This window comes from Haloterrigena salifodinae, assembly GCF_003977755.1.
GTDB lineage: Archaea > Halobacteriota > Halobacteria > Halobacteriales > Natrialbaceae > Haloterrigena > Haloterrigena salifodinae.
In genome coordinates, this window is sequence record NZ_RQWN01000001.1 from 95,019 (window position 1) to 117,525 (window position 22,507).

Consider the following 22,507-nt stretch of genomic DNA (forward strand, 5'->3'; position numbering starts at 1 on the left):
TCCGGATTCACCTGTGGGTCCATTAAGTTCGGCGCGACGCCGCGGCGTCTCCGTTCCGCGTTCGCCGCCGGCAGCTGCCGCTCGGCAAGGGTTAAGTACTGTTGTGTGGCAACATCCGGCATGGTGTCTTCCCAACCACTGGAGTTCGGCCACGACGACCGGAGACGGATCTACGAGTACGTCGAGCGCCACGGGGCGGTCGATCCGGACGACGCCCGGTCAGAGCTGCGCATCGACCCCAGCGGCTTCCGCCACCACGTCGCGATCCTCAAACGCGACGGGCGCCTCGAGGCGGTGGACGGAACGCTCCGGGTGGTTCTCGACGCCGGCACCGAGGAGGAGTACGTCGCCGATGATCTCGAGTTCCACGTCCGGCCGGCCAGACAGGAAGACCTCTCGGGGATCGTCGGCGCGATCCGGCAGGTCGCCGAGGAGAAGACCTACATCGAGGCCGAGAGCGTCGCCGACGAGATCGACCACGAGGAGGCCCTGCTCCGGCACAACGAACTCGAGTCGCGGATGTTCTTCGTCGCGACCGTCGATCAGGACGTCGTCGGCTGGGTCCACCTCCACGCGCCGGAGTTGGAGAAGTTATCCCACACCGCCGAGCTCACCGTCGGCGTCCTGGAGGAGTACCGCGGCCACGGGCTCGGTTCGCACCTCCTCTCGCGGGGCCTCGAGTGGGCCGGCTCTCGGGGCTACGAGCGGGTCTACCAGAGCGTCCCCTCGAGCAACGACGACGCCGTCGCCTTCCTCGAAGCACACGACTGGGAAATCGAAGCGATCCGTGAGGATCACTATAAGCTCAACGGCCACTACGTCGACGAGGTGATGCTGGCTATCGAACTCTGAGTCGACAATTCGTTTTATATAACCATCCCTGAAACGGGGAGGTATGCGTTCTGCTACCCCCGCTCGGTTCGACCGAGTGGATTGGGGCGAATCGACCGCCGCGATCGTCGCCATGGGACTCGCGCTGGCGGTCGTCGGGATCGTCCGGACGCTCGAGACGCCGGTCTCACAGCCGGCCGTCGCGTTCGAACTGTTCGTCTCGTTGCTCGTTCCGACCGGGCTGGCCACCGGCGGCTACTGGCTGGCCAGCCGGAACGTCTCGTCGGATATCCGCTGGCGAGCCGTGACCCGGGTGTCGATCGGGATCGTCGTCGCCTGCGGGCTCGCCGCCTGGCTGACGGTGTACGTGGCCCTCGAGGGCGGCGCGATCCGCGATCCGCTCTCGCTGATGACGACGCTGGCCGCCGTCGGTGGTGCGACCGGCTTCGCCACCGCCGTCCGGGAGCCGCTGGGCGTCGCGTCGTCCGATTCGATCGCCCCTTCCGCCACCGCAGGTGCGGCCGAGACCGAGTCGACGGTCGAAACCGAACCGTCGGCTGCGGCCGAGCCGAACGAGGGCACCCCGCAGTCGTCAGCCGCGACCGGTTCGCCGATCGAACCGACGATGGAACGGCCGACGGCGGCCGCTGTCGCCACCATGACGACCGCGCTGGAGTCGACGACGACTGATATCGTCTCGTCGACCGATCGGTCGACCGACGGTGGGAGGGCTGATTCCGATGCGTCAACGACCGCCGGAACGGGGGTTGACGCCGAGGTATCGCAGACGGCCAGCGCGGCGGCCCCTTCGGAGTCGGAGGCGGGAGCGTCACCCGCCATCTGGAACGACACCAGTCCCAAGGGTCGAACCGCCGCTCCCGCGCGTCCCGTGGAGCCGTCCGAACCCGCGGCGAACGACGACCCCGTCCCCGATACGTTCGAGACACCTGGTCACGACGCGTTCGACGACGCTCCCGACTCGGCGGACCCCCTCGAGTCGCCGACGCCGAGACGCGATCCGGGCGTCGACGCCGTCGCGGCCGTTCCGTCGACGGTGGAAACGGTCCTCGAGGTGCTACAGAACGAACGATCTCGGCTCGCCTTGGCCGTCATCTACCACGAGTGGGACGGCCAGGCGCGCTCGGTCGACGCCCTCGCCCGCGCGGTCTCGTCCCACACGGACGACTCCGTCGACGTGGTTGCGACCGGGCTCAAACACGCGACGCTTCCCCGACTCGCCGAGATTCGGGCCGTCGACTGGGATCCCTACGCGGATCGCGTCTCGGCGTCGGACCACGCCGTCTTCGAAGAGGGGGTTCGCGAGACGTCCGTGCTGCTCGAGTCGTTCGAACCGGGAACGAGGTAACGACGGAACCGGCGGTCGATTCGGGTCGCTCCGCTCCGATACGCGGGACTCTCAGCTTCTTCGGCGATTTCGAACAGCTGATCGTAGCCTCGTCCTCGGACAACTGCCGCTCGATATCCTCGAGTTCCCCGCTGGTGACCGTCTCCGCGACGACGTCCATCACGACCCGCGCGTGGAAGGCGGCGTCGGCCTGGTCGTCCACGCCGATCTCCTCGCGCTCGGTGACGCGGTCGACGAACTCGTCGAAGTCGAACCGCTCGACGTCGTCGACCTCCTCGAGGAACCGGCCGAGTTCGTCGGGGAGTTGTGCGCCGAGGTTCTCGGCGTCGTCTGGCTGGATGCGCTCGGAAAGGGTCGTCAAGGTCGCCCGCGAAACGCTCAGCGCACCCTCTCGGGAGTCGAGCTGTGCGCGGTGCTAGACTTCGCCGATGAAGTCGTCGTACTGCATGTTCGACGGGGGCGTCGTCGGGGGAAAGCCGTGATCCCGTCAGTCGACGGTCGGCCGCTCAGCGCTCGTCCGTAGGCGCCGTCGGGTCGTCCGACGCCGCGGATGTTTCGCTGTCCGGAACCCGCTGGCCCCAGAAGCCGTCGTATTTTCGGACCTCGAGATCGCCCTCGACTCGTGTCTGGCACGACAGCCGGAGCCCGGCGTCGCGATCGTGCGGCGGGATCGCGAGGCGGCGCCGTTCGGCCGTGGTCGGTTCGCTCGCGTCGCCCTCGATCGCGACGGCGCAGGTCCCGCAGGTAGCGTGCCCGCGACAGTTGAGCCAGTTCGTGCGACCGTTGTGCGGCGACTCGTCCGCTTCGAGGAGGACATCGCGAAGGATCTGTCCTCGTTCACACTCGATTTCCCGTCCGCGAAACTCGATCGTCGGCATGCCGACCGATACGACGCGCAGCGGCTTCGTTCTTTGTCGCCCCGGCCGGTCACTCGAGTCGGACGCCTCTCGGCGGGTAGCGCCCGCCGTCGGAGAATTCCCAACCGAAAGGCAATTTTGCGCCACGCGAGTACCGAACGGTATGCTTTCGATCGCGCTTGCCGGAAAGCCCAACGCCGGCAAGTCCACGTTCTACACCGCGGCGACGATGGCCGACGTCGACGTCGCCAACTACCCCTTCACGACGATCGACGCCAACCGCGGCGTCAGCTACGTCCGGACCGAGTGTCCCTGCCTCGAGCGCGAGGAGCGCTGTAACGCCGACGACTGCGAGGACGGCAAGCGCTACGTCCCGATCGAACTGATCGACGTGGCGGGGCTGGTGCCGGGCGCCCACGAGGGGAAGGGGCTCGGAAATCAGTTCCTCGACGAACTCACCAACGCGGACGTGATCGTCAACGTGATCGACGCCTCCGGGGGGACCAACGAGAAGGGCGAACCCGTCGACATCGGCGAGCACGATCCGCTCGAGGACATCGACTTCGTCGAGGAGGAGATGGACCTCTGGCTGGCGGGCATCGTCGAGCGCAACTGGGAGTCCGTCGAGCGAAAGTCCCGCTCGCCCGACTTCGACATCGACGACGTTCTGGCGGACATGCTCTCGGGCTTTGGCGCCTCGCCCAAACAGATCGCCGTCGTCCTCCGGGAACTCGACTATCCCGAGGACCCGATCCAGTGGGAGGACGACCACCGCGAGGAACTCGCGCGGCTGGTCCGCGAGCGAACCAAACCGATCGTCGTCGCGGCGAACAAGATCGACGTCGCCCCCGAAGAGAACGTCGAGAAACTGCTCGACCTGGATAAGCCGGTTATCCCCACGACCGCCGAGGGAGAACTCGCGCTCCGCCGAGCCGCTGACAACGGGCTAGTCGACTACGACCCCGGCGACGAGACGCTCGCGCTCGGCGACGACGTCAACGACGCCCAACGCGGCGCCCTCGAGGACTTAGCGGAGACGATGGCCGAGCACGGCGGCACCGGCGTCCAGGGCGCGCTGAACTACGCGGTCTACGACCTGCTCGAGTACCTCACCGCCTACCCGGTCGAGGACGCCGCGAAGTGGTCCGACGGGAGCGGCAACATCCTGCCCGACGCCTTCCTGCTGCCCGACGGCTCGACGCCCGTCGATCTGGCCTACGCCGTCCACTCCGACATCGGCGACGGCTACCTCCACGCCGTCAACGCGAAGACGAACCGGGAGGTCGGCGAGGAGTACGAACTCGAGGAGAGCGACGTGATCAAGATCGTGAGCACTAACTGACAAAATACTAATAGATATGCCCTCCGCTTTTTATTTAATTGGGCTTAGCGGTCAGTACGGAGGACTCAATTACCAGTCCGGCCCATCATGATGGTCCATCACGATGTGGGCAAGAAGGTAGAGCGGTAATAGAAGGATCACCAATAGAGAGACACTCCCACCAATATCTCGAAAGATTTGGTTCGTGTCGACTGTGGCGGTTTCAAGAGTGATTATAGCCAATAAAAAAGTAATGAGCGCGAGAAACCAATCTGTTCTATTCATAAGTGAATTAATTACAATTCTCTGTTACAAAGATTCCGATTCGGTAAATACGCATCTGTAGTGATCGCGAAAGTCAGACCGAGTCGAAATAGAGTCTATACATTGTGTACATTGTGTGTACTCAGTTTTGGTGATCAAGATCGTGAGTACAAATTAGTACGGTTATCTTTCTCTGTGCTTTAACCGAGTGAGGTGGTCAGTACAGAGAATTAGTCCATCAGTGTCGTCGTTTCAGTCGCTCGAATTATTGACGGCAATCGAAGTCCTCCGGCGGCAGTCAGTAGGGCTCCGCCGAGAATAGTGAGATACCAACCCAGTGCGGGAACGAACATCGTAGTAAATCCAGTGAGTGAGGAACCGGATAGATAGTGCGCGCAAAATACCACCGTTCCAATACCCGTCAGAAGTGTAAGTGCAGTTTCTAACCGCTCGTGTGAACTGACTACACGGAAGCCGAGAACAAGCCCAACTAAACCGAGCAGGGCACAATCAAACGTCGAAAACCCTGCGTTCATGTAATTCTGGACAGACAGTACTTTAGCGTCTGGGGGGAGGTTCGGGTTAATTTTCAGCCACGGAAGGAATACCCCGATTGAAATGGCTATCACGCCCGAGCCTACTAAAATTCTGTCCCGACGCGAAACAGTCATATTTCCTCATATGATTGAGGGAGAGAAAACATTTTCCACATCCAAACTTCGTTTTTTCAACAGACAACTTCACAATGTCGCTTAGTCGGTGTTACGTATCTTTGAAACTACTGACAAATTCTCCATTACCATTTCGTTTGTAACTATAGTGAGCACGAAAGTCAGTCGAGCGTAGATCGAAATTTATGAGTTGTGTACACTGTGTTGACTCAGTATCGGTGATCAAGATCGTGAGCACGAATTAAGCGGAGACGAACACGTAACCGCTCTCGTTTCCCAGTTGTAGCCGAACGCGGCGATCAGTACAGCGGACCCCGTTACCGCCTCCAACGGTCGTAACCGAGACTCGCGCTCCCGATACCGAGTAACGCAACTGCGATCGCCACGATCGGCGTATCGCATCGATTCACGCCCCCGTCCGGCGAGTAGCCCATCCAGCCGCGGTGAAACTCGTAGAACTCGAACCCGTCGGGCGGCCCGTTGCCGGTGTACCCGATATCGGTACACGTCGAGACCGGTAACTCGGGGAACGAGAGGGCGATAAGGGTTGCTACAAGCAGTCCGCCCGAGAGACAGGCGACTGCGACTACGTCCAACCGGGTGGGCATCGATCGTAGTTACAATTCAGTGAACACACATCTTGTGTGAGGGCTCTATAGCTGTAATACTACTCAGTACCAGTGATTGGTATCGCGGGCACGGACGACCCTCAATCGACAGCCCTGTTCTCGCTTCCCGCCGATCCCGTCCGCCGTCTCCGCTCAGTCGGTTCGCTCGAGGCCGGTGATCTCGAACCGCGCGCCGCCGTCGGCGCCCTCGGTCACGCGGACGTCCCAGCCGTGGGCGTCGGCCACCTGTTCGACGATCGAGAGGCCGAACCCGGTTCCGTCCTCGGCGGTCGAGTAGCCGGACTCGAGCGCTCGTTCGCGTTGCGTCTCGGCGATTCCGTCGCCGTCGTCTTCCACGAAGAAGCCGTCCTCGAGTCCGCCGACGGCGACCGTTACGTCCGCGCCGCCGTGTTCGATCGCGTTCCGCATGAGGTTCTCGAAGAGCTGCCGGAGACGGCTTCGGTCGGCCCGAATTGTCCGGTCGAGATCGGCGACGAGCGTCGCCTCGGCGGTCGCGACGTGGTCCCAGCAGCACCGGGCGAACGCGTCGAGGGCGACCGGTTCCATCTCCCCGATTCGCTCGCCGTCGTTGGCCAGCGACAGTAGATCCGTGATCAACGCGCTCATCCGTTGGTGGGCCCGCCCGATCTCGTCGAGGTGCTCGCTGTCGCAGTCCTCCCGGGCCAGTTCCAGTCGGCCCTGAGCGATGGTGAGCGGGTTTCGGAGATCGTGGCTCGCGACGGACGCGAACTCCGCCAGTTGCTCCTCGCGCTCCTTGCGACTCGAGATGTCCCGTCCGATGCTCAACACCGCCGTCTCCCCCCGGTAGGAGATCATACTGGAACTGATCTCGACGGGGAACGTTTCCCCGGACTTCGTCTCGTGGACCGTCTCGAAGACCTGCACCTCGTTCTCCGGCATCTCCTCGATGAGGGCCGTGACTTCCTCGTCGTCGAGGCCCGCGTCGATCTCATGCGGGCGCATCGAACGCAGTTCCGCCTTCGAATAGCCGAGCGTTTCGACGGCGGCGTCGTTCACCGTCAGGAACGTCTGGTCGGGTCCGATAACCCAGGCCGTATCGTTCATCCCGTTGATCAGTTCCTCGTACTCCGCGCGGGCCTGCTCGAGGTCGCGTTCGCGCTCCTTTCGGTCGGTGATGTCCTGAACCGCGCCGCGGAGCGTGACGACCGTCCCGTCTTCGACTGTCGGAACGCCTTGAACGCGAAGCCAGCAGATCTCGTCGTCCGGTCGTCGCGCCCGCACTTCCATGTCGAAGGGGTCGCCGTAGTCGAGCGCCGCTTCGACGGCGCATTCGACGGCCGGGCGGTCGTCCTCGTGGTAGACTGAGAGGGCCTCCTCCAGCGAGGGCACCTCGTCGTACCCCAGCAGTTCGAAGAGGTGGTCCGTCCAGAACACGTCCCTCGTGTCCGTATCGAGCTCCCAGCCGCCGACGTCGGCGATGCGTTCGGTCTTCTCGAGGAGGTCGCTCGTCCGCTCGAGTTCCCGCTCGCGTCGCTTTCGGTCGGTGATGTCGCGGACGAAGCCGACGATTCGGGAGACGGTTTCGCCGTCGAAGACCGGTTTGGTCTCGACGCGAACCCACCGCCGTTCGCCATCGGGGCGAACCACGCGGTATTCCATCTCGTCTTCCGCACCGTTCGAGAGTCGCTCCATCGACCGGCGCACGCGCTCCCGGTCGTCGGGGTGGACGGCGTCGAGGAAGGACTCGGAATCCTCCCGAAGGGTGTCGATCGGCCGGCCCCAGATCGCTTCGTACGCGGAGTTGACGAACAGCAGTTCGCTCCAGTCGCCGTCGAACAGAAAGAGCACGTCGTTCGTGTTCTCGGCGATTTGAGAGAGTTTCCGCTCGGCGTCCTCGATGGCGCGTCTCGCTCGATACTGTTCGACGGCGTTGGCGATCCGGTTTGCCAGCACCGCGTACTGACTGGTGGTGGACTCCTTCTGGAGGTAATCCGTGACGCCGGCCGAAATCGCCTCGCTGGCGACCGCTTCGCTGCCCTTGCCCGTAAACAGGAGAAACGGCAGGTCGGGGTAGTCCGCGCGGACGGCCTCGAGAAACGCGATCCCGTCCCGACCGGGCATGTCGTAGTCCGAGACGACGCAGTCGACCTCGTGGTCGGCGAGGAACGCGAGGCCCTCTCCGGCGCCGGCGACCGTTTCGACGCTGAACCGGTCGTCCTCCCGCTCGAGAACGGTCGCGGCTAACTCGGCAAGACTCGGATCGCCGTCGACGAGAAGAATCCGAACGGTATCGCCCATTACCATTGCACACGACTTCGATACCAAAATTGTTCTGGCGTCCCTCCGAGGCTCGACTGACGGTTCCGGGCGCCCCGCGACTCGAGGTCAACCTCGTTAGGCACATCGTTTTTGACGGAATTCGTTGGAGAGTCCCGTATGGTGGACAAGACCCTTTCCGCCGAGGAACTCACACGCGACGAGGTCGCCGAACGACTCCGCGAACTGGCCGACGAACTCGAGGGCGACGGCCCGGCGTCGGTCCGGACGGGGAACAAGACGGTTGACCTCCGGCCGTCGCAGTCGATCGCCTACGAACTGGGCGTCCGCGAGCGGTCGTCGATCCTGCGGGGCTCGCACGAAACGATCTCCCTCAAAATGGACTGGAAGCCGCCGAAGTCGTCCGACGAGGGGTAAGCGGCGCCGTCGCCGACTCGTCACAATTTCTTCACGGGAACCCGATGCCGGCGAGCGGCTTGAACCAGACGGCGGTGACGAGCACGGCGAGGAAGACGTAGGAGCCCCGAACGAGCAACATCGTGGCGACGGTCGGATCCGCGCGGCGGGCGACGAGCGCGACCGCGCCGAAAGCGAGCGCGGCCAGCGCCGTCGTCGGCGGGAAGACGCGAGCGACGGCGAAGGCGAGGACGGCCAGCAAGGCCGTCAGCATCAGCCCGTAGGCCAGCGCGTACGCGCGGTCCGGCCCGACGGCGACGGCGACGGTACGCTTCTCGATCGACCGGTCGTAGTCGTAGTCCTGAGTGTCGTCGATGACCTTGATCCCCGACAGGAGCACGAGGAAGACGAGGGCGAACCCCGCCGCGACGCCGCTGATCGTCCCGGCCTGCACGTAGAACCCGCCGAGGATCGCGAGGGCGATCCCGAGCGGGTAGCCGGTCGTCGCGGTAAGCGGGTTCGTGTCCAACTGCGGCGCGTGGTGGTAGGCGATCAGCCACGTGGGCAGCGTCAGGGCGACCGCGGTCGGATCGACGAGCGCCCACAGGAGCACGCAGCAGGCGGCGAAGACCGTCGTCGAAAGCGCTAGACCTACACGACACCCTCGCTCGGTCAGCGGGTGCTCGTCGTCCTCGCCGCGAATGTGGAAGTCGACGTAGCCGTCCTTGACGTGAGCCGTGTAGACCGCGGCGAAGATCGCGACGGCGTGGATCGCCGCGAGCGTCGCCTCGATCCGCCCGGCGAGGACCGCACCGAACAGCGCCGCTGCGACCGGTGGCGTCATGAAGACGGGGTGGACCTGTGACAGGAACGCTTGCGCCGTCGCTCGCGGGCCCGTGCCGGTTCTCGCGAGGGCCATACTCGAGCGACAACGAACTGATGTATAATACCCGGGCCGGCACGCCGTTCGCTGCGGGTCGGGTGCCCTTGAACTCCAGATACGCTCACCGCGAATTCGGGCCGGTACTCTCCGCAACCGGCGCGTCGCTCCGTAACGCACAGTTTGATGTGCCGTCCCGTGCCACTGACAGGCATGACAGAGGGGTATACCGGAGCCGATCTCTTCACGGACGCGCTCGAGTCCTACGGCGTCGACTACGTCTTCGGGAATCCGGGAACGACGGAGTTGCCGATCGTGGAAGCGATCGGCGAGAGCGACCTCGAGTACCGGCTCGGGCTCCACGAGGACATCGCGGTCGGGATGGCCGGCGGCTACGCCCAGCGGCGTCGGTACCACGCCCACCACGACGACTCGATCACGCCGGTCGGCGTGGCGAACCTCCACATTGCGCCCGGACTGGCTCACGGACTGGGGAACCTCTACGCGGCCAAGGTTGCCGGCGCGCCGCTGGTCGTCACCGCGGGTAACCACAGCACCGACTTCCGCCACGAGGAGCCGATCCTCTCGGGTCGACTCGCCGACATGGCTCGCCAGTTCTGCAAGTGGTCCGACGAGGTGCTCGACGTCGCCGCGCTACCGACGATGCTGCGACGGGCGTTCCGGGTCGCGATGACGCCCCCGACCGGGCCGGTCTTCCTCGCGTTACCGCTCGACGTCACGATGGCCGAGACCGACGCCGAGCCCGAGCGGCTGGGCCCGATCCCGAACGCGGGCAGCGGCGACCCCGCACAGCTCGAGCGGGCCGCCGACCTGCTGGCCGAGGCCGACGATCCGGCGTTGGTCGTCGGCGACCACGTCGCCCGCTCGGGCGCCGACGCCGTCGCCGCGGCGGTCGAACTTGCCGAGGCGACCGGCGCCCGCGTCCACGGCGAGATCCTCTCCTGCGAGGTCGACTTCCCGACCGACCACGACCAGTGGGTTTCCTACCTGCCGACCAGCGAGGACGCCGCCGCGACGTTGATGGACACCGACACGATCTGCTTCGCCGGCGTGTCGACGAACACGACGCTGACACGCCATGAGGAGGCGCTGGTCGATCCCGACACGACCTGCATCCACCTCAGCGACGACGCCTGGGAGGTCGGGAAGAACCAGCCCGCCGACGCGGCCGTCGTCGGCGACCCCGGACTGGTTATGCAGGAACTGACCGAGCGCGTGCAGGGCAAACTCTCCGACGACGTCGTGGCCGACCGCCTCGAGTCGGTCGCCGAGGTGAAGGAACTGGTCGCGGCCAAGATGTCGGACTACGGCGAGGGCGACGGCGAGGACGACCCGCGCGCTTCGAAGGCCGAACTGGTCGACGCGATGGAACGCGTCGCGGGCGACGCCGCCATCGTCGACGAGGGCGTCACCTCGAAGTACGCCATGCTGACGCGGTGGGAGTTCGCGCCCGAGCAGTACATCTCGAACAAGGGCGGCGGCCTCGGCTACGGGCTCCCGGCGGCGGTCGGCGCGGCCGTCGCGGAGGCCCAGCGGGACGACCCCCGCGACGTGGTCGGCTTCATCGGCGACGGCTCCTACCAGTACTACCCCCACTCGATCTACAGCGCCGCCCGCTACGATCTGGACCTGACGGTCGTCATCTCGGACAACCGCAACTACCGCATCCTCAAGGACAACACCCTCCACCTCATGGGCGGCGAGGAAGAGGACTACGAGTTCGTCGGCATGGACTTCGATCCCGGCGTCGACCTCGTGCAAAACGCCGAGAGCCACGGTGCCAGCGCCGAACTCGTCGAAACTCCCGACGAAATCGACGGGACGCTCGCGGACGCGCTGGCCCGGGACGGCCCAGACGTCCTCGACGTGTTGGTCCACGACTGAGCCGAGCGCCGAACGGCCGGACCCTCGAGGACGGACGACGGCCGATCGAGGGGCGGCTGCATCGGTCTCTCAACAGTAGGCCGGTAGACACTTGAACGTCGTTGGTGCAGAGAGAGGTATCACGGATGGGCTGGATGATCAACCCGTACAGCATCGTGCTGTTGCTGTCCCTCGCCGTCGCCGTCGGGACCGCGGTCGCAGCGTGGCGGTCGCGTCCGACCGCCGGTTCGGTCCCCCTCTCCGCGCTGATGGCGAGCGTCGCGTTCTGGCTGGGAACGCACGTCCTCGAGATCGAGTCGACGGCGTTCGTCTGGAAGGCCCACTGGGCGGACCTCCAGTGGGTCCCTGCCGCCCTCATCCCGACGCTGGTTCTCGTCTTCGCCCTCGAGTACACGGGTCGGGACCGCTGGCTCACCCGTCGCCGATTCGGGCTGTTAGCGCTCGAGCCGCTGGTCATGATCGGCCTGTTGGCGCTCAATGGTCGGACCCGCGTCCTGTGGGAGCCGCCGATCGAGGCGGCGGTCCCGCTAAACGTCCCGTGGGCCAGTCCGGCGACGGTCGCCACCGCGGAGCCGAATCTCGGACTGTTCGTCCACCTCGCGTACGCGACGCTCTGTCTCGCGGCCACCGCTCTCATCGTCCTCGACGTCGCGGTCCGGAGCAACAGCCTCCACCGCTGGCAGGGGATCGCCGTCCTCGTCGCGGTGGCGGTTCCGTGGGCGTCGGCCGTCGTCGCGAGTTCGTCCCTCGAGATCATCGGGACGACCCCGATCGGACTGACGATCACCGGGCTCGCGATCACGTTCGGCCTCTACCGCTACCGCCTGCTCGAGCTCGCGCCGATCGCGCGCAACGAGGTCGTCGCCAACCTCGAGGACGGCGTGCTCGTCGTCGACGCCGACCGGCGGATCATCGACAGCAACCCGGTCGCACAGCGGCTCTTCGACCGGGACCGCGATGCGCTCGTCGGCACCCCCGTCGACGACGTCGTTCCGACGGTCGACGTCGACGCAGTAATCGATGCAACCCCCGACGGCGACGGTCACGACGGCCAGTTCTCGCTCGACGACGGCGCTGAGCGTCGCATCTACGAGCTCTCGGCCTCGCCCATCGACGGCCGCGGCGGCCCCCTCGGCTGGACGCTCGTCGTCCACGACGTGACCGACCGCGTCCGACGAGAGCGTGAACTCGAGCGCAAGAACCGAAAGCTCGACGAGTTCGCCAGCGTGGTCAGTCACGACCTGCGCAACCCGCTGACGGTATCGAAGGGGTACCTCGAGTTACTCGAGGAGGAGTACGATCCCGAGCACGTCCGCACGATCGCCCGGTCTCACGAGCGGATGGAGGAACTGATCGACGACGTCCTCACCCTCGCCCGCCAGGGGCAGGCCGCCCTCGAGCCCGAACCGGTCGCCCTCGGGCCGGCGGCGAGGGCGGCCTGGGAGACAGTCAACACGGGCGACGCCGCGCTTACGGTCGCCGACGACCGGACGATCCGCGCCGACCCCGCGCAGTTCCGCCAGTTGCTCGAGAACCTGTTTCGCAACAGTGTCGAGCATGGCTCGACAAGTCCTCCTTCGCACGCTCAGGAGGACACCGGAAGACGCTCCGCGTCTTCCGAGCCCTCGGTCGCTGACGCTCCCGAGGACAGCGTGGAACACGGTTCGACGAACCCTCCTTCGCACGCTCAGGAGGATCGCGTGGAGCACGGCTCTGCGTCCCTCGAGTCGCGGCCTCGCCAGCAGGTCGAACGCGACGGCGGCGCCGTCACCGTCACCGTCGGCGCGCTCGAGGACGGGTTCTACGTGGCGGACACGGGTCGAGGATTCGCGGACGAACCCGACCGCCTCTTCGAGCCGGGATACACGACCGGCGACGGGGGAACGGGGCTCGGACTGTCGATCGTCGCCGACATCGTCGACCACCACGGCTGGTCGATCGCGGCGATCGACGCCGACGGCGCGCGATTCGAGATTACCGGCGTCGAGTTCGTCGAGGCGACCGAGGAGGAATGAGGGGCGGCGACTCGAGCCCTCGCCGTCAGCGCTACGGCCGCCGCACGCCCTCACCGTCTTCGGTTTCCGGGAAGAGTTTGCCCGGATTCAGCGTCCCCGTCGGATCGAGCGCGTGTTTGATCGACCGCATGGCGTCGACGGCGCCAGCGCCGTGTTCCGGCTCGAGGTACTTCCGTTTTCCCTGACCGATGCCGTGTTCGCCGGTCGCGGTCCCGCCTATTTCGATCGCCCGCTCGACGACCTCGCGGTAGACCCGTTCGCCCCGCTCGAGTTGGTCGGGATCGGCCGGATCGACGAGGGGACTGTAGTGGAGGTTGCCGTCCCCCGCGTGCCCGTAACAGGGGACGAGGAGGTCGCGCTCGTCGGCGAGCCGTTTGACCTCGCGGACGATCTCTGGGTAGGAACTGATCGGCACCGTCACGTCGCCGGGGTGGAGCGGCCGGAGCTCCGGTTCGTAGTTCCGCATGGCGTACGCCAGCTCCCGGCGGGCCTCCCAGAGATCGGCCATCGCTGTCTCGTCGGCGCTCACTTCGAACTGGCGGACGCCGTAGCCCTCGAAGATCGTCCGGCAGAGGTCGATCTCCGTCTCGATCCCGTGGTTAGCGTGGAACTCGAGGAAGACCATCGGCGCGTCGGGGAGGTCGCCGCCGAGGTAGCGGTTTGCCATCCGGGCGCTCAGCCCGTCGACGAGTTCGATCTTGGCGACGTCGACCTCGGTGCGCACCGCCTCGGAGATGGCCTCGGCCGCGTCCTCGAGCGTCTCGAAGATGGCCCGTCCGCCGCGGATCTGTTCCGGCCGGCCCGACAACTGGAGGGTGGCTTCGGTGACCACCGCCAGCGTCCCCTCGCTGCCAACGAGCAGGTCGGTCAGGTTGTAGCCGCTCGAGGTCTTGCTCGCCCGCGACCCGGTCTCGACGACGGTGCCGTCAGCGAGGACGGCCTCGAGGCCGAGCACCCAGTCGGCGACCTCGCCGTACCTGACCGTCTGCATCCCGCTGGCGTCGGTTGCGATCATCCCGCCGATCGTGGAGATGTCACCCGAGGAGGGCAGCGGCGGGAAGAAGAGACCGTCCGGTGCGACATGCTCGTCGACGGCCGAGCCGATGATCCCGGGTCCGACGTCGATCTGAAAGTCGTCGGGCCGGTAGTCGACGATATCGTCCATCCGCGTCAGATCGAGGCTGATCCCGCCATGGGCCGGGACAGCGTTACCTTCGAGTCCCGTGCCGGCCGCGTAGGGCGTGACGGGAACGCCGCGCTCGGTCGCGGCCTCGAGGACGGCTGAGACATCAGCCGTGCGCTCGGGGTAGACGACCGCGTCCGGGAACACGCCGCCGCTCTGCTCGGTGCCGAAATCGGTCGCGTGCGAGTCTCGGCGTCCCTCTGCGAACGAGACCTGATCGTCCGCGAGGTCGAGATCCTCGAGGAACGAGCAGTCGTGTGTCATACGAGCCCATTATCCACTATCCGCATCAACGTTTCCCACCGTTTCGAGAGTTGCCGAAAGATACCACTACGGGACTCCCCGCCGTATCGGTGCGTATGACCGACGAGTCGCTTCGCGAACGGGCACAGGAACTCCACCGACACCTCGAGGCGACCGCCGAATTGCCGATCGATCGGACGGCGAACCGCTGGCTCGGCGAGGCCGAAGCCGTCGCGCGCGACGTGGCGACGAGCGACCTCGACGAAGAGACGACCCTCGAGCGCGTCGCGAAGGTCCAGCACCTGCTCGGGGAAGTCGACGAAACGGGCCACGAGGAAGCCGACGATCACCTCGAGGCGGCAAAGGAGGTCTGTACGGAGATTCTCGAGGACGACGGAGCGACGCCTTCATAGTCGCGTTCAGTCCCGTTGCGACGCGAGCCGACCGGGCGACGCGGCGATTCTTTCTTCCATAGAATGGACGGCGGCATTTATTTCGGGACGCGCAGAAATGGCTGGTATATGACAGTTCCTCCGTCGGCGCCGACGCGCACGTTTGAATGGATCGACAGCGCGATCCCGCGTTACGAATCGTTCTTCACGGTGGCCGAACACCGTGACCGCGACCGGGCGCTCGCGGCCGAGCACGACCACCTCGAGTACGACGAACACGGCGAGAGCGCGAACGGCGAGACGCTGTGGACGGTCACCGTCGGCGACGGCGACCGGAGCGCGCTCCTGTTCGGTGCGCCCCACCCGAACGAACCGATTGGGTCGATGACGATCGACTTCCTGCTCCACGAACTCGCGACGAACGACGAGTTACGGGCGTCGCTCGACTACGAATTCGTCTGTCTGCCGGTCGCCGATCCAGACGGCGTTCGTCTCAACGAAGGCTGGTTCGACGGCCCGTTCACGCTCTCGAACTACGCGCAGAACTTCTACCGAACGCCGCCGGACGAGCAGGTCGAGGCCACCTTCCCGGTCGAACGCGAGGGCTACGCCTTCGACGATCCGGCGCCGGGGACGCGGGCGCTGATGGACCTGATCGAGACCCTCCGCCCGGAGTTCATCTACAGCTTCCACAACGCCGCGTTCGGCGGCTGTTACTACTATCTCTCCGAACCCCTCGAACCGCTCTACGACGCGCTCTCATCGCTCCCGGGAGAGTACGACGTTCCGCTCCACCGGGGCGAACCCGAGTGGTTCGCGATGGAGGCGTTCGACGACGTCGTCTATCGGCTCCCGACCTTCGCAGATCAGTTCGACGACGTTCAGGACCAAGATGACGTCGATCCCGAAGCGGCGCTCCTCGGCGGCAACGCCTACGATTACGCCACCCGGTTCAACGAGGATGTCGTCGAACTCGTCGTCGAACTGCCGTACTTCCACGATCCGCAGATACAGGACCGAACCGAACTCGAGCGCACTCGCGCGGACGTCATCCAGGATGGTGTGCGAAAACGGCAGACGCTCCTTGAGGCGATGCGAGACGGGGCCGATGCCGTCGACGAGCACTTCCTCAGGCAGTACCACCTGCTGACGTACCTGGGGATGCTGGTACGATCGATCGACCGCGCCGCGATGAGCGCCGACGAGGACGCTCGCGAGACGCTCGCGGAGACGAAAGCCGCGCTCGAGGACGTCTTCTTCGAGCGACTCGAGGATATTCGAACACAACTCGACTACGAGATGATCCCGATCTGGAAACTCGTCGCGATCCAGGCCCGCGTGGGCCTGCTCTGTCTGGACTCCCTACAGGACCGACCCGAGCGGTGACGTCGAACGTGAATCGAGACGTCCACCGTCCCGCGATCGGTCGAGCGCGCGGCTGACCGAGAACATCACAATTTTATGTGACTGGCTGTCGCGGTAGCGGACGATGACAGTCAGCCGACCGATTCGACCGCTGTGGAGGGCGGACCCGTGAACGCCGAATTGGACCTGCTGGTGCGGCTCAACGACTACGAGCGGCCGCAGGACGTCGCCGACCGCGCCGTGCAGGCCGAGGAGTTGGGCTTCGACCGCATCACGGTCGGCGAGACGACCGGCTGGAACATCGTCCCGCCGCTGACGCTGGCCGCCGACCGTACTGAGGAACTGGGCATCTCCAACGACGTCATCTCGCCGTACGGGCGCTCGCCGGCGCTGCTCGCCCAGACGGCGCTGACGATGCACGACGCCTCCGACGGCCGATTCCGCCTCGGCCTCGGCCCGAGTTCGCCCGCGATCACCGAACGCTGGCACGGCCTCGAGTTCGACCGGCCGCTCCGGCGCACGCGCGAGGCCATCGAGGTGATTCGGTCGGTCTACGACGACGGCAATCCCGCCTACGAGGGCGAAATCTTCGACATCGCCGGGCTCGGTTACGAGCGCGAGGTGCCCGAGAACCCGCCGCCGATCGACCTCGGGACGCTCGGTCCGACGGCCACCGAGATGGCCGGCCGCTTCAGCGACGGTTGGGCGCCCCAACTCTTTACGAAAGCAGGCCTTGAGGACCGGCTGGCGGATCTCGAGCGAGGGGCTGACCTCGCGGACAAGAGCCTCGACGACCTGCGCGTGGCTCCCATCGTCCGCGGGATCGCCAGCGAGGACCGCGAAACCGCGCGGGCGAAGGCGCGATCGACGATCGCGTTCCTGCTCGGCGCCTACGGTCCCTACTACGGCGATTCGGTCGCCGAGCAAGGGTACGCCGACGTCGTCGCGGACATTCGAGACGCCTGGGACGAGCGAGACACGGACGCGATGGCCGCGGCCCTCCCTGACGCGGTGCTTGACGACCTCGCCCCTGCGGGGACGCCCGAGGAGGTCCGGGAGTGGGTCGACGAGTACGCGGCCATTGAGGACGTCGACGCGGTTCGGATCGGCTTCGTCAACGAGATGACCGAGGCCGAAAAGGAGACGACGATGGAAGCGGTCGCCGATCTCGTTTGACGCGTTCGGTCTCAAGCGCAAATCAACGATACCGGGCGCTACGGCAGCTATTTCGGCCGATACCGGCCTGGTGTTTCGATCGCACTCACAAATCGGTTAAATACCGTGCGACGTCTATAGGGGGTATGATTCCGTCCAGCAATTCTCCGTCCGCGAGCCCCGATGTCGACGATTTCAGCGGCGAGGACGTCGATACGGTGATGGGTCTGTTGGCCGATCAGCGGCGACGGACCCTGTTGCGCTCCCTTGAGCGCGCCGACGGCACCGCGACGCTGTCCGAGATCGCGGAAGCGATCGCGACCGAGGCGCGGACCCCCGACCCGGGAGCGATTTCGGACCTCGCCGGCGTCTCCTCGCGGGACGTACGGGAGGTTCGCATCTCGCTGCACCACCTTCACGTCCCGAAGTTGGCCGCCGCGGGCGCGATCGACTACGATTCGGAGACGGAGACGCTCACCCTCCGCGAGCGCGGTCGCACGCTGCTGGACCGGCAGGAGGCCGTCTGCGGACCGCTCCGATAACGGATTTCGGCGAGTTTCTCGAGCGAGCAGCGAACTATTATTCTGTAGTAGATAGCGAACTGGACAGCACAGCGGAGGTCGCTATCGCGTCGTCACGTAATCGCCTGTCGAACCCTCGAACGTGGTCGCGTTACGGCTCGAGGACCAACTTCCCGAGGAAGCTATCGTTCATCACGTCGCGTTGGGCCTGTGCGGCCTCCTCGAGGTCGTACGTCCGCGCGAGTTCGATCGACAGCTCGTCGGTCGCCATGAGGTGGGCGACGCCGCGCAGCGGGACGCGCAGGTCCGGCGTGTTGAACATGCTCATGAACTGGTAGCTGACGTCCTTCGAGCGGGCGGCCCCGTCATTCGAAAAGCCCGGGTCGGGGCTGTTCTCGCCGATTCCGACGACGCGACAGCCGGTCGCGGCGACGTCCGCGTCGAACTGGAGGTAGTCGTCCAGCCGGTGGTCCAGCACGGCGTCGACGCCCCCGTCGCTGGCCTCGAGGACGGCGTCCGCGAGGTCGTCGCGTCCGTAGTCGAGGACCGTTTCGGCGCCGAGGTCCTCGAGGGTCCCGTGATACTCCTCCGAAGCGGTGGTGATGGCCCGGGCGCTGACCGCGTCGGCGATCTGGACCGCGGCGTGGCCGACGCCGCCGGAGCCGCCGTGGACCAGACAGTACTCGGCGGGGTCGAGCGCGGCGTGGTCGACCAGTGCGCGCCAGGCGGTGACGGCGGCGACGCCCGCTGCGCCGGCCTCGGACAGGTCCGCGTCGTCCGGCAGGTGGACGACCCGGTCCGTCGGGACGGTCGCGTACTCGGCGTAGGCGCCCTGGAAGCCGCCGTTGCCGATGCCGGTCCCGAAGACGCGGTCGCCCGCCGAGAAGCCGTCGACGCCCGCGCCGGTCTCGGCGACGACGCCGGCGAAGTCGACGCCCGGCGTGAAGGGTACGCCGACCGGTTCGTACGAGCCGTCCCGGAAGTAGGTGTCGACGGGGTTGATCCCCGCGGCGGCCACCTCGAGGAGCAGTTCGTCCTCGCCGGGCTCGGGTCGGTCGACGTCATCTACCTGCAGTACGTCCGCGTCGCCGTGGTCGTGAAGGCGTACAGCGCGCATCTCGTTGGTATCATGCCCGCAGAGGCGTATAAGACTACAGTTCCCGGCGGCTCGCGCGGTCGAGGAGTGGTCGAATCGCCGCGGCTGCACCAGCAAGTCAAACGCTTGTCCGATCGCCGCCCCTGATCGAACACATGGTAGATATCGACGTCGACGGCAGCGAACTCGAGGACGTAACGGTCGCCGTATTCCTCGCACAGGAAGGCACCGAGGAGGTAGAGTTCGTCGAACCGAAGGACCTCGTCACGGACGCCGGCGCGACGGTCGACGTCGTCGGCAGCAAGACCGGCGAGGGACAGACGGTCAATAACGACTTAGAAGAGAGCGAGAGCTACGAGATCGAGAAGAGCTTCGACGAGGTCTCTGCGGACGACTACGACGCGGTGATCGTCCCCGGCGGCACCGTCGGAGCGGACACCCTCAGGACCCACGACGAGGGCGTCGACCTGCTCCGCCAGCACGTCGAGGCCGGCAAGCCGACGGCCGTCATCTGTCACGGCCCGTGGACGCTCGTCGAGGCGGACGTCGTCGACGGCAAGCAACTAACGTCCTACCACAGCCTCCAGACCGACGTCCGCAACGCCGGCGGCGAGTGGGCCGACGAGGAGGTCGTCGTCGACGACGGCCTGATCACGAGTCGGAACCCGGACGACCTCGAGGCCTTCTGCGAGACGATCCTCGAGGGGTTCGGCGAGTAGAGCGGCCAACGGCGGCTGTGTCGCCGACAAGCGGTCGTAGCGTGATTTTGGGTCAGAGCCGCTCATAGCCGTTACCGGAGCGGCCACTGCCCTCTCGACGAGACGTCAGAACTGACCTGCTGCATACAGGGCGCACAGGTGTCGCCAGTCCAACGATCATACAGAACGTTTATACAAACTTGTTGAAAACCTGAGTATCTGCTCTCTCGTCGCGCTATTCTCAGAACTCCGCTCCCTCTACTCACTGGTGCGATTTCAGGATGTACTTCCTCACGTCTTTCCGACAACCACCCGATTCTCAACTGTATCGAAGTAATCAATGCAGATACCAAACCGCACACCGTTCATCTGCGTGTCGATTACGAGAATGAAGAACTGTTCTCTAATTCGTATGCTATCGATAGTCGTGAAGGAGGTGGACGGATTCAACAGCAATGGATTCCACAGGAGTGGCCCGACGAGGCGGGACAATTCCGTGTCCACGTGCGTATGGACACCCGTTCAGATTGGGTAACGATCAAATCTGCGGAGGAGTTGGGCGCGTACGCTATCCAGATAGCGTATTGGATCGGTTCGGACGGTAACGGAATCCCCCTTTGGGAAACAATCGATGCTAATGACTACGAGCGAGATTGTGGTAGATCGCTGGCGTCCAATTGAAATAGACGGTTGAACCGCTGATTCAGACTGGATGCGATTTCCGCACGCGCTTCACCTGTGGCCGGTCAGTTCGCACGTCCACCCATCGAACGAGGGTCGTCGTTACAGGCGCGTCTCTACCCTACTCGCGACGCGTCGTCACCGCAGTCCCGGAGATATTGACCCACAGCATTCCCTCTCCCATCTCCTCGTAGTCGAATGACGCGCCGACGACGGCGTCGGCGCCGAGTTCTTCGGCCTCCGCGCGGATGTCGGCCGTCGCCTCCTCGCGGCCCGTCGCGATTTTCTTCTCGTAGGAGCCGCTGCGCCCGCCGACGATATCGCGAATGCCGGCGGCGATGTCGCTGACGACGTTCGCGCCGATGATCGCCTCGCCCGAGACGATGCCGCGGTACTCGACGATCTCTCGGCCCTCGAGACTATCCGTCGTTGTGATGGTGATCTCGTCCATGTACGTTAATAGAGGACGGACAGGAATATAAACGTGTTACTCGAGTTACCGGTATCGCAAATCGGGACGGGGGCGGCGATCCTTACTGCACCGCCTGCGTCGCCTCGTCGATGATCTCGAGGGCCTCCTTCAGATCCTCGGTGCCCGTCGCGTACGAGAGTCGGGCGTACCCCTCGCCGTGTTCGCCGAAGGCGTCGCCCGGCACCACGACCACGCCGCGGTCCAACACCTCGTCACACCAGCCCTCGGGCACCTTCGGCATCGCGTAGAAGGCCCCCTCCGGCGTCGGCACCTCGAGGCCGGCGTCCTCGAGGCCGTCGACGACGAGGTCGCGCCGCCGTTCGAACGTCTCGACCATCTCCTCGACCGGCTCCTGCGGGCCCGTAAGCGCCGCCTCGGCCGCGTACTGGGCGGGCGCAGAGGCACAGGCCTGGCCGTACTGGTGGACGCGCAGCATCCGCTCGATGCGGCGGTTGGAAGCGGCGACCCAGCCCAGCCGCCAGCCGGTCATCGAGTAGGTCTTCGAACAGGCGCTGACGACGACCACGTTGTCGGTCTCGGCGAACTCCATCGGCGAGTGGTGTGCGCCCTCGAAGACGATGTGTTCGTAGACCTCGTCGGAGAGACAGAGTACGTCGTGTTCGTCGGCGATTCGGGCGAACTCTCGCATGTCCTCTTCGCTCTGGACCGCGCCGGTCGGGTTCGCGGGGCTGTTGACGACGAAGACGGCGGTGTCGTCGGTGATGGCCTCCTCGACGGTCGCGGGATCGAGCGTGAGATCTTCGCGCAGCGGCACCGGTTTAGGTGTCCCGTCGGCGATGTTAGTCAGGGCGTCGTAGGAGACGAAGCCGGGATCCGGGAAGATGACCTCCTCGCCCGGATCGACGTGGGCCTGCAGGACGAGGTGCAACGCCTCGCTGCCGCCCGAGGTCGCGATGACGTCCGCGGGATCGATCTCGAGGCTGTAGTCCCGGTCGTACTTCGCCGAGATCGCTTCTCGGAGGCTGCGCGTGCCCTTGTTCGAGGTGTAGGCGTCCGTGTGGCCCGACTCGATCGCTTCGATCGCCCCGCGGCGAGCATGGGCGGGCGTCGGGAAGTCCGGCTGTCCCAGCCCGAGGTTAATCGCGTCCTCGCTGGCGGCTTCGAACACTTCGCGAATCCCGCTGATCGACACCTGCTCGACCCGATTGGCGAACTCGGTCATGCCTAAACCGGTGGGGTCGACCCCGATAACGCTTGCTGTGTTCGCCGTCCCCCCGAGCAACGGACCGCCGGTTCCACTAATTTCGCCGCGTTGACAGCCGAGCCGGCCTGCCACAAGGAATATACAGTTGCTGACGAAGGTCAGG

General features: G+C 65.4%; 19 protein-coding genes and 1 pseudogene. 11 read left to right on the forward strand and 9 right to left on the reverse strand.

What is annotated here, in order from left to right:
• Nucleotides 1–120: 120 nt before the first annotated feature.
• The gene (locus tag EH209_RS00500) at nt 121–852 is read left to right on the forward strand and encodes a GNAT family N-acetyltransferase (RefSeq protein WP_126661053.1); all 732 of its coding nucleotides are present in this window, start codon (nt 121–123) and stop codon (nt 850–852) included.
• A gap of 43 nt (nt 853–895) precedes the next feature.
• The gene (locus EH209_RS00505) at nt 896–2,197 is read left to right on the forward strand and encodes a hypothetical protein (protein WP_126661054.1); all 1,302 of its coding nucleotides are present in this window, start codon (nt 896–898) and stop codon (nt 2,195–2,197) included.
• 151 nt (nt 2,198–2,348) lie between these two features.
• On the opposite strand, the pseudogene EH209_RS24495 reads toward EH209_RS00505, so the two are convergent.
• Nucleotides 2,349–2,558: pseudogene (locus EH209_RS24495) on the reverse strand (DUF2267 domain-containing protein); the annotation flags it as partial.
• Nucleotides 2,559–2,703: 145 nt separating this feature from the next.
• Entirely contained in the window at nt 2,704–3,075 is a 372-nt protein-coding gene (locus EH209_RS00515) for a 2Fe-2S iron-sulfur cluster-binding protein (RefSeq protein WP_126661055.1), read from the reverse strand.
• A 142-nt stretch (nt 3,076–3,217) separates the two neighbouring features.
• Here EH209_RS00515 and EH209_RS00520 point away from each other — a divergent pair, with 142 nt between their 5' ends.
• Nucleotides 3,218–4,396 (forward strand): redox-regulated ATPase YchF, encoded by a 1,179-nt coding sequence (locus EH209_RS00520; protein WP_126661056.1) that lies wholly within the window; start codon nt 3,218–3,220, stop codon nt 4,394–4,396.
• 1,231 nt (nt 4,397–5,627) lie between these two features.
• Here EH209_RS00520 and EH209_RS00525 read toward each other — a convergent pair.
• A complete protein-coding gene (locus EH209_RS00525) occupies nt 5,628–5,918 on the reverse strand; it encodes a hypothetical protein (protein ID WP_126661057.1) in 291 nt (96 codons plus the stop codon).
• Nucleotides 5,919–6,071: 153 nt separating this feature from the next.
• Nucleotides 6,072–8,198, reverse strand: a complete 2,127-nt coding sequence (locus tag EH209_RS00530) for a hybrid sensor histidine kinase/response regulator (protein ID WP_164721975.1) — start codon at nt 8,196–8,198, stop codon at nt 6,072–6,074.
• Nucleotides 8,199–8,336: 138 nt separating this feature from the next.
• Between EH209_RS00530 and EH209_RS00535 the strand changes: the two genes are divergently transcribed.
• Nucleotides 8,337–8,594 (forward strand): amphi-Trp domain-containing protein, encoded by a 258-nt coding sequence (locus tag EH209_RS00535; protein ID WP_008895135.1) that lies wholly within the window; start codon nt 8,337–8,339, stop codon nt 8,592–8,594.
• 31 nt (nt 8,595–8,625) lie between these two features.
• Here EH209_RS00535 and EH209_RS00540 read toward each other — a convergent pair whose 3' ends face one another.
• Nucleotides 8,626–9,492: a UbiA family prenyltransferase gene (locus EH209_RS00540; protein ID WP_126661059.1), complete on the reverse strand. Its 867-nt coding sequence runs from the start codon at nt 9,490–9,492 to the stop codon at nt 8,626–8,628.
• Between the two features lie 174 nt (nt 9,493–9,666).
• Here EH209_RS00540 and EH209_RS00545 point away from each other — a divergent pair, with 174 nt between their 5' ends.
• Together EH209_RS00545 and EH209_RS00550 are read left to right on the forward strand one after the other, a co-directional pair.
• The gene (locus EH209_RS00545; protein WP_126661060.1) at nt 9,667–11,358 is read left to right on the forward strand and encodes a thiamine pyrophosphate-binding protein; all 1,692 of its coding nucleotides are present in this window, start codon (nt 9,667–9,669) and stop codon (nt 11,356–11,358) included.
• 125 nt (nt 11,359–11,483) lie between these two features.
• Nucleotides 11,484–13,373 carry a histidine kinase N-terminal 7TM domain-containing protein gene (locus tag EH209_RS00550; protein WP_126661061.1) on the forward strand — a complete coding sequence of 630 codons (1,890 nt, stop codon included), beginning with the start codon at nt 11,484–11,486 and terminating at the stop codon, nt 13,371–13,373.
• A gap of 31 nt (nt 13,374–13,404) precedes the next feature.
• On the opposite strand, the gene EH209_RS00555 is transcribed toward EH209_RS00550, so the two are convergent.
• On the reverse strand, nt 13,405–14,820 hold the full coding sequence (locus EH209_RS00555) for an FAD-binding oxidoreductase (RefSeq protein ID WP_126661062.1): 1,416 nt from the start codon (nt 14,818–14,820) through the stop codon (nt 13,405–13,407).
• Between the two features lie 95 nt (nt 14,821–14,915).
• On the opposite strand from EH209_RS00555, the gene EH209_RS00560 reads away from it, so the two are divergent.
• The 4 genes from EH209_RS00560 to EH209_RS00575 all read left to right on the forward strand — a co-directional run bounded on the left by EH209_RS00560 (nt 14,916) and on the right by EH209_RS00575 (nt 18,253).
• Nucleotides 14,916–15,212, forward strand: a complete 297-nt coding sequence (locus EH209_RS00560; protein ID WP_126661063.1) for a hypothetical protein — start codon at nt 14,916–14,918, stop codon at nt 15,210–15,212.
• 108 nt (nt 15,213–15,320) lie between these two features.
• A complete protein-coding gene (locus EH209_RS00565) occupies nt 15,321–16,577 on the forward strand; it encodes a M14 family zinc carboxypeptidase (protein ID WP_126661064.1) in 1,257 nt (418 codons plus the stop codon).
• A gap of 147 nt (nt 16,578–16,724) precedes the next feature.
• The gene (locus EH209_RS00570; RefSeq protein WP_126661065.1) at nt 16,725–17,732 is read left to right on the forward strand and encodes a TIGR04024 family LLM class F420-dependent oxidoreductase; all 1,008 of its coding nucleotides are present in this window, start codon (nt 16,725–16,727) and stop codon (nt 17,730–17,732) included.
• A gap of 125 nt (nt 17,733–17,857) precedes the next feature.
• On the forward strand, nt 17,858–18,253 hold the full coding sequence (locus EH209_RS00575; protein ID WP_126661066.1) for a DUF7344 domain-containing protein: 396 nt from the start codon (nt 17,858–17,860) through the stop codon (nt 18,251–18,253).
• Between the two features lie 130 nt (nt 18,254–18,383).
• On the opposite strand, the gene EH209_RS00580 is transcribed toward EH209_RS00575, so the two are convergent.
• On the reverse strand, nt 18,384–19,349 hold the full coding sequence (locus EH209_RS00580; protein ID WP_126661067.1) for an NADPH:quinone reductase: 966 nt from the start codon (nt 19,347–19,349) through the stop codon (nt 18,384–18,386).
• A 134-nt stretch (nt 19,350–19,483) separates the two neighbouring features.
• On the opposite strand from EH209_RS00580, the gene EH209_RS00585 reads away from it, so the two are divergent.
• The gene (locus EH209_RS00585; protein WP_126661068.1) at nt 19,484–20,047 is read left to right on the forward strand and encodes a type 1 glutamine amidotransferase domain-containing protein; all 564 of its coding nucleotides are present in this window, start codon (nt 19,484–19,486) and stop codon (nt 20,045–20,047) included.
• A 781-nt stretch (nt 20,048–20,828) separates the two neighbouring features.
• Here EH209_RS00585 and EH209_RS00595 read toward each other — a convergent pair.
• Both EH209_RS00595 and EH209_RS00600 read right to left on the reverse strand, forming a co-directional pair.
• Nucleotides 20,829–21,158, reverse strand: a complete 330-nt coding sequence (locus tag EH209_RS00595) for a YbjQ family protein (protein WP_126661069.1) — start codon at nt 21,156–21,158, stop codon at nt 20,829–20,831.
• Nucleotides 21,159–21,240: 82 nt separating this feature from the next.
• Nucleotides 21,241–22,362 (reverse strand): pyridoxal phosphate-dependent aminotransferase, encoded by a 1,122-nt coding sequence (locus EH209_RS00600; protein WP_126661070.1) that lies wholly within the window; start codon nt 22,360–22,362, stop codon nt 21,241–21,243.
• Nucleotides 22,363–22,507 lie beyond the last annotated feature (145 nt).